Source organism: Mesorhizobium sp. Root102 (genome assembly GCF_001425625.1).
GTDB lineage: Bacteria > Pseudomonadota > Alphaproteobacteria > Rhizobiales > Rhizobiaceae > Mesorhizobium.
On record NZ_LMCP01000020.1, the window covers coordinates 54055 to 64478 of the forward strand.

Consider the following 10424-nt stretch of genomic DNA (forward strand, 5'->3'; position numbering starts at 1 on the left):
GCCGTTCGAAGGGCGCGATTCCACGCCGTCACATCGGCGTGGACTTACGCCTTGTAGACCACCTGGCGCACGTCGATGTAGCTGGCGCGGAATCCGGCCTCGCAATAGTGCAGGTAGAACTCCCAGAGCTTCTTGAATCGGTCGTCGAAGCCGAGCGGGACGATCTTCTCCCATGACGCCCAGAACCGGTGGCGCCATTCGGCGAGCGTACGCGCGTAATCGTCCGGAAACACGCGCTCGCGCAGATGGGCAAGGCCATGATCCTTGCCCAGTGCTTTCAGGATTGACGGCGTCGGCAGCATGCCGCCCGGGAAGACGTAGCGCTGGATGAAATCCGGCCTGGCGCGATATGTGGCGTAGGCGGCTTCGTTGATGGTGATGATCTGCAGGCCGGCGGTGCCGCCGGGCCTCAGGCAGGCCTTCATCTTGCCGAAAAACACCGGCCAGTATTTCTCGCCGACCGCCTCGAACATCTCGATCGAGGCGATGCGGTCATAGGTGCCGGTTTCGTCGCGATAATCCTGCAGCTTGATGTCGACCTTGTCGGCAAGCCCGGCCTTGGCGATGCGCGCCTTGGCGAAGTCGTGCTGTTCGCGGCTGATCGTCAACCCTGTCACCCGGCAGCCGATCTCGCGCGCCGCGAATTCGGCGAATCCGCCCCAGCCGCAGCCGATTTCCAACACATGGTCCTTCGGGCCGATCCCTGTATCCTTGGCCAGGGCGCGGTATTTGGCGGCTTGCGCGCTTTCCAGGTCGTTGGCACCTGTCGTGTAGAGCGCCGAGGAATATGTCATGCTCGGATCAAGCCATTCCTTGTAGAAGGCGTTGCCGAGGTCGTAATGCGCCGAGATGTTGCGCTTCGAGCCGGTGCGCGTGTTCTGGTTGAACCAGTGGCGAATGCGCTGGACGGTGTTGATCAGCCAACTGGTGCCGCCCGCGATGCGCTCGCCGACGACCGAATTGACCACGAACAGCTCTAGGAAGCTGGTTACGTCTGGGCTTTCCCAATCGCCGTCCATGTAGGATTCGGCAACGCCGATCGTGCCGCCGGAAAAGGCGCGGCCGGGCAAGCGCCAGTTCTTGAGCACCAGTTCGGCGTCCGGGCCAGGCCCCTTGCCGCCGACGAGGACGGCCCGCCCGTCCGGCATCCTGACCTTGAGCGAACCGCGCGGCAGGTTCATCGCCGCCGACAGCACCATGCGGGCCTTGGCCGGCAGGCCCTTGACGATCTCGGCAAAATTGAATTCGTCGAGCCTGACCGCGTCACCCAACGCCACGCCAAAATGTTCCTTGTGTGCCATCCCACCCCCTGGACTTCCGCGGTGTCGGCGCAAATTGCCAAGCCACGGTTCTCTTGGATCATTCGCCAGGTTCGAACGCCGTTTCCTGATCTCGGGTGCTGACCGGCTCAGTGATGGGCGGGTTCGGACGAAAGCGTGCGCCCCTTGACCAGAGCTTCAGCACTTCCCAGTGAATCCCTGCGACAATCTTCCACGTCATGAGGGGGGACTTCAAGAGGCAGGCTGCAAGCGGGGCTGTGCCAAGCGAATTGCTCTCGCCGGCATGGATCTGCCTTTTACACAGCAAAGGCCGAACGCGCCAAAAACGCCTATGGCTGCTGCATTGCTTGTGGGATAGATTTAGCCATGCGTTATGTAGTCGTCATTGCCGCCATCGCGTTTTTCCTGATCTGGGACGGCCTATACAATCAGGGCCGGTATCTGGACTCCACGGTGAGGGGGGTCTCGCACGTCGTGCGATCCATCACCGGCTAGCGTCCATTCGAACGTCTGGCAGCCGCGACATCCTTGTCGATTGACGCCACCGCCCTGCCGTCACAAAAGACCCCAGCATTTTGATCGAGGAGGCGGGGTTGATCCGACATATCGTTTTCTTCAGCGCGCGGCGCAAAGAGGATGTCGAAGCTGTGCGCACCGGTCTGTTGGCGCTCGGCAACATCCCCCATTCCAGCCTTTTCGAGGTCACCTTGAACACTAAGGTCGATCCGCTGTCGGATGAGGTCGACGTGGTCGTCTATGCGGAGTTCGCCGATGAAGCCTCGCTGGCCGCCTACAAGGCGCACCCGCTCTATGCGCAGACCACCAGCAAGGTCAAACCGATGCGGGAGTTGCGCTATTCCGCCGACGTCGCGGCCAGCGGCTGATCAAGCCTTGCTCCAACTGGTGCGTTTTCGACGTCGTGAATTCATGGGGGGCGAACTGGCGGGGATCGCGATCAAGTCTTGAACCAATTTGCGGAATGATGCACATCGCGCCTGCATGACCCGAAACACTGCCGCTGGCACTCATCCGCTCGATCACCTGGTGCTGCCGACGCAGAGCCTTGAGGTGGCGCGGACCCGGCTCAACGCGCTTGGCTTCGTCGTTGCCCCAACCGGAATCCATCCGTTCGGAACCGAAAACTGCTGTGTGTTCCTGGCCGACGGCGCCTATCTGGAGCCGCTGGCGATCGGTGATGAACAGGCCGCGATGCAGGCCATTGCCGATGGCAATGTCTTCGTCGCGCGCGACCGCATCTATCGCGAGAGCAACGGCGATGAGGGCTTTTCGGCGATGGTTCTTACGACCGGCAACGCAAATGCCAATCATGCGCGCTATCTCGAAGCCGGCATCTCGGCGGGAGACATGCTGAGCTTTTCGCGCGCCTTCACGGACACGGCCGGCAAAAGCGACATCGCATCGTTCAAGCTCGCCTTTGCGGCCGGAGCCGAGGCCACCGACGCCTTCCTGTTTGCCTGCGAGCGGGTCAACGCGGCTGATGTGGACCGCGCGGCTTTGCAGGCCCACGCCAACGGCGCCACTGGAATTGTCGAGATCGTGGCGGTTAGCGACCAACCTGCCGAACAGCATGGATTGATTTCCGTGGCGGTGGACGATCCGGCCACCAATGGGCAGGGCAGCACGTTTCACTTGCCGAATGCAGATTTGAGCGTGCTTGATCCAGTGTCTTTCACCGCACGCTTTGGCCTGCCGGCCGGCGCGCCGACAGATCTTCGCTTCGCCGCGGTGGTCTTCACGGTCCGGCGAGCCGATGTCACGTTGAGGCTGCTTGCAGCCAACTCCATCCAACACGATATAGCGGGCAATGATATTGTCGTGCAGCCTGCTCCTGGACAGGGCGCGGCTTTCATCTTCCGGGAGATCCCATGAGCAAGCCCCTGGTGCCCAATTCGTCGGTAACCGTCGGCAATGTCGTCTTCGACAACAATGCGGCGCTGTCGCTGATCGCTGGCCCTTGCCAGTTTGAATCGCGCCAGCATGCCTTCGACATGGCCGGCGCGCTGAAGGAACTGACCGGCAAGCTCGGCATGGGCCTCGTCTACAAGACCAGCTACGACAAGGCCAACCGCACCTCGCTGTCCGCGACCCGGGGTGCTGGCATGGATGCGGCCCTTCCCGTCTTTGACGAACTGCGCAAGGAATTTTCGCTCCCCGTGCTGACCGATGTCCACACCGAGGAGCAGTGCGCCATCGTCGCGCCGCATGTCGATGTCCTGCAGATTCCGGCTTTCCTGTCACGCCAGACCGACATGTTGGTCGCTGCCGCCAAAACCGGCAAGGTCATCAACGTGAAGAAGGGGCAGTTCCTAGCCCCCTGGGACATGAAGAACGTCGTCGCCAAGATCACCGGATCCGGCAACGCCAATGTGCTGACCACCGAGCGCGGCGCGTCCTTTGGCTACAACACACTGGTGTCCGACATGCGCGCTCTGCCCATCATGGCCGAGATCGGTGCACCGGTGATCTTCGATGCAACCCATTCGGTGCAGCAGCCGGGCGGGCAGGGCGGGTCCTCGGGCGGCGAGCGCCGCTTTGTCGAGACGCTGGCCCGCGCGGCCGTCGCCGTTGGCGTTGCCGGTGTGTTCATCGAGACCCATCAGGATCCTGACAACTCGACCTCTTCCGACGGCCCGAACATGCTGCCGTTGAAGGACATGCCGGCCCTGCTCGAGCGGCTGATGGCATTTGATCGGATTGCGAAGGGTCACTAGGCCAGACATATCCTCTGCCGCCGGCCGCCGCTTGTGGAAGGCATAGGCCGGCTGTACGCTTGCCCGGCAAATGAGCGTTTTGGCAGGAGGAAGCCATGTCCGTCGCCCGTGTCACCGAAATCACATCGTCTTCGAAGAAGAGCTTTCAGGACGCCATCGAAAAGGGAATTGCGCGCGCATCCAAAACCCTGAAGAACGTCGAAGGCGCCTGGATCCAGGACCAGAAGATCGTTGTCGAAGACGGCAAGATTGCTGCCTACCGCGTCAACATGAAGGTCACCTTCATCCTCGCGGAGTGATCGGCTGTCGCCCAAAAAAGTCGGGAACTTTCGTCCGCCCCCCTCATTGTCAAAGCATGGTTCAACGACAATGAGGAGCACATCATGACAACCCAGACAGGCCACACCCAAGCCATTGCCGCTTCGCGAGTCATCGGCACTTCGGTCTACAATACCGAAGGCACGAGCATCGGCAGCATCCAGGACGTCATGCTCGACAAGACGTCCAACGGCATCATGTTCGCGGTGATCGGTTTCGGCGGCTTCCTCGGCATCGGCGAAAAATATCATGCCATTCCGTGGGCAAGCCTCGATTATGACGAGGACAGGGGCGGCTATGTTGTGCCGTTTTCCAAGGAGCAGCTGAAGGCGGCACCTGCCTATTCGATCAACGAACTGACTGACGCCGACGGCGAGACCGCGCGAGACGCATCCTACGACTACTACAAGGTCACGCCTTATTGGAATTGACGGCCCAAAGCAAAATGGCCCCGTCTCGATGGGGCCATTTTGCTTTGATGCGCAGCTATTCGCTGATGTGCAAGGGGGCCATCGCCTTGGGCGGCGACTGCTGATTGTCGCACGACGTCAGAAAGGCCGCCGCGATCAGGAACAGACTCACGATACCACTCAACTGGGACATGGCGAAACTCCTCCTGTTTCGCCCCGCGCACCCGCATCATAGCCGCAAGCCGGTCTGCCGTAGATGACTTATGATGACAGCGATTTGCGCTTCGTGAATCGCCTGCATGTCGCCCAAAAGTGGTCCCGGTTTTGGGAGAACGACATGCTTGAAAAACAAAGACCTAAAGCGCGGCGGCTGATTCCGTTCAAACGCGACGCACTTACTTTAGGCTGACGCCACGGCAATAATTGCGAGCCGGCCGATTGCCTTTTGCGGCACTTTGGCTAAGACGTGCGCGACATTCTTCAGATCAATCGAGGACATCGCAATGACCGCCATCATCGACATTGTCGGGCGTGAAATCCTGGACAGCCGTGGAAATCCGACCGTCGAGGTCGATGTCATTCTCGAAGACGGCTCGATGGGCCGCGCGGCGGTGCCGTCGGGCGCCTCGACCGGTGCCCACGAGGCCGTCGAACTGCGCGACGGGGGAGCCCGCTATCTCGGCAAGGGCGTGCTCAAGGCCGTCGAAGCGGTGAACGGTGAGCTGTTCGAGGCGATCGGCGGCATGGAAGCTGAAAACCAGATCCATATCGACCAGACCATGATCGAGCTTGACGGCACACCCAACAAGAGCCGCCTCGGCGCCAACGCCGTTCTCGGCGTGTCCCTGGCGGTGGCAAAAGCCGCGGCCGAAGCCGCCGGCCTGCCGCTCTATCGTTATGTCGGTGGCACCAAGGCACATGTCCTGCCGGTGCCGATGATGAACATCATCAATGGCGGCGCGCATGCCGACAACCCGATCGACTTCCAGGAATTCATGATCATGCCGATCGGTGCGCCGACGCTTCGCGAAGGGGTCCGTTGGGGTTCGGAAATCTTCCACACGCTGAGGAAGAAGCTGAAGGATGCCGGCCACAACACCAATGTCGGCGACGAGGGCGGCTTTGCCCCGAATTTGAAAAGCGCACCGGTGGCGCTCGATTTCATCATGGAATCGATCGAGCAGGCCGGCTTCAAGCCGGGTGAGGAGATCGCGCTCGGCCTTGATTGCGCGGCGACAGAGTTCTTCAAGGACGGCAACTACGTCTATGAGGGCGAGAAGAAGACGCGTGACCCCAAGGCGCAGGCCAAATACCTGGCCAAGCTCGCCGCCGACTATCCGATCATCTCGATCGAGGACGGCTTGGCCGAGGACGACTGGGAGGGCTGGAAGTACCTCACCGACCTGATCGGCAAGAAGACCCAACTGGTCGGCGACGACCTGTTCGTCACCAACACCGCAAGGCTGCGCGACGGCATTCGTATGGGCGTTGCCAATTCGATCCTGGTCAAGGTCAATCAGATCGGCTCGCTGACGGAGACGCTCGACGCCGTTGAAACCGCGCACAAGGCCGGCTACACCGCCGTGATGTCGCATCGCTCGGGCGAAACCGAGGATTCGACCATCGCCGATCTTGCGGTTGCCACCAATTGCGGACAGATCAAGACCGGCTCGCTGTCGCGCTCGGACCGCATGGCCAAGTACAACCAGCTGATCCGCATCGAAGAAGAGCTGGGCAAGCAAGCAAGCTATGCCGGCAAGTCGGTGGTCAAGGGCTGATCCGCAACACTCGGGATCCCCGGATGTCGGATGAAAGGGCGGGAGCATTCCCGCCCTTTTTCATTTCGGCTCGCCAAACCGGTTACCGTAACCGTCCGTTAAGCACAATCGGGCGAAAAAGATCGTGAGCCGCCAGAATTCGCGGCCGAGAGGAATCGGGCGATGTGGACGCGTCAGCACAAGCAGAGAAACACCGGCCGGCTGATCATTCCCTCGCTCTGCGTGGCGTTCCTGGCCTATTTCGGCTTTCATGCCTATCATGGTGAATTCGGCATCTATTCGAAGTATCAGCTGGAAGCCCAGACGGTTGCGCTGCAGAGCCAGCTCGATGCGATCAAGGCGCGCCGCATGGAACTCGAGCGCCGTGTTCGGCTCATGCATGAGGGCACGCTTGAGAAGGACATGCTCGACGAGCAGGCGCGCAAGGCGCTCAATCTGTCCCAGGCTGATGAAATCACCATCATGTTGCCGGCCTCGTCGAAATAACCGACATCCGGTTAATCGTCAATATTTTCAATGATTTTAATCGCTTAGGCGCATGCCAGCTATGCAAATTCGGCATGGCGCAACGCTTTACCGCGTGTTAGCCTCCCTGAAATCGGTGGGAGGAGCTGATCTCCCCAGGGCAGATTTCATCCTGCTCTAATGTCCACAAAGAGACGCCAACAGGGAGTTATGCATGGCTACCGCCGCCAGAAAAGCGCCTGCCAAATCCAAATCCGACGGTAAATCAGGGCTTTCGGCCCCCAAGCCGGCAGAATTCACCAAGGACGAAGAGCTTGCCGCCTACCGGCACATGCTGCTCATTCGTCGTTTCGAGGAAAAGGCCGGCCAGCTTTACGGCATGGGTTTCATCGGCGGCTTCTGCCATCTGTATATCGGCCAGGAAGCGGTCGTCACCGGCATGAAGATGGCGCTGATCGACGGCGATCAGATGATCACCGCCTATCGCGACCACGGCCACATGCTGGCGATGGAGCTGTCGCCGCGTGGTGTCATGGCCGAACTGACCGGGCGTCGTGGCGGCCTGTCGCGGGGCAAGGGCGGCTCCATGCATATGTTCTCCAAGGAAAAGCACTTTTACGGCGGCCACGGCATCGTCGGCGCGCAGGTGTCGCTCGGCACGGGCTTGGCCTTCGCCAACCGCTACCGCGACAACAACAATGTCTCGCTGACCTATTTCGGCGATGGTGCGGCCAACCAGGGCCAGGTCTATGAAAGCTTCAACATGGCCTCGCTGTGGAAGCTGCCGGTAATCTACATCATCGAGAACAACCGCTACGCCATGGGCACCTCGGTCTCGCGCTCGTCGGCGGAGACGGACTTTTCGCATCGCGGCGCCTCGTTCAAGATTCCCGGCATCCAGGTCGACGGCATGGATGTCCGCGCCGTCAAGGCAGCGGGCGATCTGGCCACCGAATGGTGCCGTGCCGGCAACGGTCCGCTGATCCTCGAAATGCAGACCTATCGCTATCGCGGGCATTCGATGTCCGATCCGGCGAAATACCGCTCCAAGGAAGAAGTGCAGAAGATGCGCTCCGACCATGACCCGATCGAGCAGGTCAAGGCGCGGCTGACCGGGAAGAAGTGGGCGACCGAGGACGAGCTGAAGACCATCGACAAGGAGGTTCGCGACATCGTCGCCGACGCAGCGGAATTTGCCCAGAACGATGCAGAGCCGGATCCGTCCGAGCTCTGGACCGATATCGTATTGTAACGGGAGGGCAAGGACATGCCGATCGAAATTCTCATGCCCGCTCTCTCGCCGACCATGGAAGAGGGCAATCTTTCCAAGTGGTTGAAGAACGAGGGCGACAAGGTCGTCGCCGGCGACGTCATCGCCGAGATCGAAACCGACAAGGCGACGATGGAAGTCGAAGCCGTTGACGAAGGCACGCTGGGCAAGATCCTGATCGCCGCCGGCACCGAAGGCGTCAAGGTCAACACACCCATCGCCGTGCTGCTGCAGGAGGGCGAAAGTGCCGGCGATATCGGCAAGGCCGCGGCTCCCGCCAAGGCCGAAGCACTCCCACAGGCAGAGGCTCCGGCCGCCGCTGAGGACAAGGCGGAGGCCACAAAGCCGGCCGCGGCGCTGGTCGCTGCCGCTCCAAAGACGGAAATCGCCGCCGATCCGGACATTCCGGCCGGCACGGAAATGGTCTCGACCACAGTGCGCGAAGCGCTGCGCGATGCCATGGCCGAGGAAATGCGCCGCGACGGCGATGTCTTCGTCATGGGCGAGGAGGTTGCCGAATACCAGGGCGCCTACAAGATCACGCAAGGGCTGCTGCAGGAATTCGGGCCGCGGCGCGTCGTCGATACGCCGATCACCGAGCATGGCTTTGCCGGCGTTGGCGTTGGTGCTGCAATGGCCGGCCTGAAGCCGATCGTCGAGTTCATGACTTTCAACTTCGCCATGCAGGCGATCGATCAGATCATCAACTCCGCCGCCAAGACGCTCTATATGTCGGGCGGCCAGATGGGCGCGCCGATCGTGTTCCGTGGACCGAACGGTGCTGCTGCCCGCGTCGCCGCCCAGCATTCGCAGTGCTATGCCGCCTGGTATAGCCACATTCCGGGTCTGAAAGTGGTGATGCCTTACACCGCCGCTGACGCCAAAGGCTTGCTGAAAGCTGCAATCCGCGATCCCAACCCTATAATCTTCCTTGAGAACGAAATCCTCTACGGTCAGTCCTTCGATGTGCCGAAGCTGGATGATTTCGTTTTGCCGATCGGCAAGGCGCGCATCCACAAGACAGGCAAGGACGTGACCATCGTCTCCTTCGGCATCGGCATGACCTATGCGGTCAAGGCGGAAGCCGAGCTGCGCGGCATGGGCATCGACGTCGAGATCATCGATCTCAGGACCATCCGCCCGCTTGACCTCGACACCATCATCGCCTCGGTCAAGAAGACCAACCGCCTGATCGTTGTCGAAGAGGGATATCCGCAGAGTTCCGTCGGCGACCATATCGCCAACCAGGTGTCGCAGCGCGCCTTCGATTTCCTCGACGCGCCGGTCATCACCATTGCCGGCAAGGACGTGCCTATGCCCTATGCGGCCAACCTCGAGAAACTGGCTTTGCCGAATGTCGGCGAGGTCATCGAGGCGGTCAAAGCCGTCACGTATCGCTGAACCGGGCGGGAGGACAAAATGCCAATCAACATCACCATGCCGGCCCTGTCGCCCACGATGGAAGAGGGCAATCTGTCCAAGTGGCTCGTCAAGGAGGGCGACAAGGTTTCGCCGGGCGATGTCATCGCCGAGATCGAGACCGACAAGGCGACGATGGAAGTCGAAGCTGTCGATGAGGGCACGGTGGCGAAGCTCGTCGTTCCTGCGGGAACCGAAGGCGTCAAGGTCAATGCGCTGATCGCCGTGCTCGCCGCTGAAGGCGAGGATGCCGGCGCTGCCGCGAAAAGCGTTGGTGCTGCCCCAGCGAAAGCCGAGGCGCCGAAAGCCGATGCTCCGAAGGCGGAAGCACCAAAGGCTGAGGCGCCAAAGGCCGAACCGGTCGCTGCCACTCCCAAGGCAGAGGCGGCTCCGGTTGCCAACGGCCATGCGACTGGCGAGCGCACCTTTGCCTCGCCGCTCGCGCGCCGCATTGCTAGGGAAGCCGGCGTCGATGTCTCTGCCGTGACCGGCACCGGCCCGCATGGCCGGGTGGTGAAGGCCGATGTCGACGCGGCAATTGCCGGTGGCGGCGCCAAGCCTGCCGCCAAGGCCGCGCCCGCTGGCGCGCCAGTGAGTCCGTCTGCTGCTGCGCCTGCCGTGAAGGCGATGTCGGACGAGCAGGTGCTGAAGCTGTTCGAGGATGGCTCCTACGACCTCGTCCCGCATGACAACATGCGCAAGACCATCGCGCGCCGTCTGGTCGAGGCCAAGACCACCATCCCGCATTTCTA

12 protein-coding genes and 1 pseudogene are annotated in these 10424 nt (G+C 61.3%); 11 read left to right on the forward strand and 2 right to left on the reverse strand.

Annotation, left to right across the window (positions count from 1 at the left end; genetic code table 11):
- Positions 1-44 precede the first annotated feature (44 nt).
- The gene (locus tag ASD12_RS17720; protein ID WP_056588681.1) at positions 45-1301 is read right to left on the reverse strand and encodes a cyclopropane-fatty-acyl-phospholipid synthase family protein; all 1257 of its coding nucleotides are present in this window, start codon (positions 1299-1301) and stop codon (positions 45-47) included.
- 58 nt (positions 1302-1359) lie between these two features.
- Positions 1360-1587: a DUF1365 family protein gene (locus ASD12_RS35750; protein WP_156398611.1), complete on the reverse strand. Its 228-nt coding sequence runs from the start codon at positions 1585-1587 to the stop codon at positions 1360-1362.
- A gap of 59 nt (positions 1588-1646) precedes the next feature.
- On the opposite strand from ASD12_RS35750, the gene ASD12_RS35755 reads away from it, so the two are divergent.
- From ASD12_RS35755 to ASD12_RS35380, 11 genes and pseudogenes are all read left to right on the forward strand, one after another.
- A complete protein-coding gene (locus tag ASD12_RS35755; RefSeq protein ID WP_274533711.1) occupies positions 1647-1775 on the forward strand; it encodes a hypothetical protein in 129 nt (42 codons plus the stop codon).
- A 98-nt stretch (positions 1776-1873) separates the two neighbouring features.
- Positions 1874-2164, forward strand: a complete 291-nt coding sequence (locus ASD12_RS17725; protein ID WP_056588683.1) for a Dabb family protein — start codon at positions 1874-1876, stop codon at positions 2162-2164.
- Between the two features lie 115 nt (positions 2165-2279).
- A complete protein-coding gene (locus ASD12_RS17730) occupies positions 2280-3170 on the forward strand; it encodes a VOC family protein (RefSeq protein WP_056588685.1) in 891 nt (296 codons plus the stop codon).
- On the forward strand, positions 3167-4012 hold the full coding sequence (kdsA, locus tag ASD12_RS17735) for a 3-deoxy-8-phosphooctulonate synthase (protein WP_056588687.1): 846 nt from the start codon (positions 3167-3169) through the stop codon (positions 4010-4012). Before ASD12_RS17730 ends, kdsA begins: the two co-directional genes overlap by 4 nt.
- Positions 4013-4107: 95 nt before the next feature.
- Positions 4108-4311, forward strand: coding sequence for a dodecin family protein (locus ASD12_RS17740; RefSeq protein ID WP_027045027.1), 204 nt, complete (start codon positions 4108-4110; stop codon positions 4309-4311).
- Positions 4312-4395: 84 nt separating this feature from the next.
- Positions 4396-4761: a PRC-barrel domain-containing protein gene (locus ASD12_RS17745; RefSeq protein ID WP_056588689.1), complete on the forward strand. Its 366-nt coding sequence runs from the start codon at positions 4396-4398 to the stop codon at positions 4759-4761.
- Positions 4762-5243: 482 nt separating this feature from the next.
- Entirely contained in the window at positions 5244-6518 is a 1275-nt protein-coding gene (gene eno / locus ASD12_RS17750) for a phosphopyruvate hydratase (protein WP_056588691.1), read from the forward strand.
- Positions 6519-6680: 162 nt separating this feature from the next.
- Positions 6681-7004, forward strand: coding sequence for a septum formation initiator family protein (locus ASD12_RS17755; RefSeq protein ID WP_056588692.1), 324 nt, complete (start codon positions 6681-6683; stop codon positions 7002-7004).
- Positions 7005-7197: 193 nt separating this feature from the next.
- The gene (pdhA, locus tag ASD12_RS17760) at positions 7198-8235 is read left to right on the forward strand and encodes a pyruvate dehydrogenase (acetyl-transferring) E1 component subunit alpha (protein WP_056588693.1); all 1038 of its coding nucleotides are present in this window, start codon (positions 7198-7200) and stop codon (positions 8233-8235) included.
- A 15-nt stretch (positions 8236-8250) separates the two neighbouring features.
- Positions 8251-9654, forward strand: a complete 1404-nt coding sequence (locus tag ASD12_RS17765; RefSeq protein WP_056588696.1) for a pyruvate dehydrogenase complex E1 component subunit beta — start codon at positions 8251-8253, stop codon at positions 9652-9654.
- Between the two features lie 18 nt (positions 9655-9672).
- Positions 9673-10424: pseudogene (locus tag ASD12_RS35380) on the forward strand (biotin/lipoyl-containing protein); the annotation flags it as partial.

Coding starts and splice junctions, on each gene's coding strand:
- ASD12_RS17745 (WP_056588689.1), top strand. CDS start 4,396: ATGACAACCCAGACAGGCCACACCCAAGCCATTGCCGCTTCGCGAGTC.
- ASD12_RS17740 (WP_027045027.1), top strand. CDS start 4,108: ATGTCCGTCGCCCGTGTCACCGAAATCACATCGTCTTCGAAGAAGAGC.
- ASD12_RS17730 (WP_056588685.1), top strand. CDS start 2,280: ATGACCCGAAACACTGCCGCTGGCACTCATCCGCTCGATCACCTGGTG.
- ASD12_RS17765 (WP_056588696.1), top strand. CDS start 8,251: ATGCCGATCGAAATTCTCATGCCCGCTCTCTCGCCGACCATGGAAGAG.
- kdsA (WP_056588687.1), top strand. CDS start 3,167: ATGAGCAAGCCCCTGGTGCCCAATTCGTCGGTAACCGTCGGCAATGTC.
- eno (WP_056588691.1), top strand. CDS start 5,244: ATGACCGCCATCATCGACATTGTCGGGCGTGAAATCCTGGACAGCCGT.
- ASD12_RS17720 (WP_056588681.1), bottom strand. CDS start 1,301: ATGGCACACAAGGAACATTTTGGCGTGGCGTTGGGTGACGCGGTCAGG.
- ASD12_RS17755 (WP_056588692.1), top strand. CDS start 6,681: ATGTGGACGCGTCAGCACAAGCAGAGAAACACCGGCCGGCTGATCATT.
- pdhA (WP_056588693.1), top strand. CDS start 7,198: ATGGCTACCGCCGCCAGAAAAGCGCCTGCCAAATCCAAATCCGACGGT.
- ASD12_RS35755 (WP_274533711.1), top strand. CDS start 1,647: ATGCGTTATGTAGTCGTCATTGCCGCCATCGCGTTTTTCCTGATCTGG.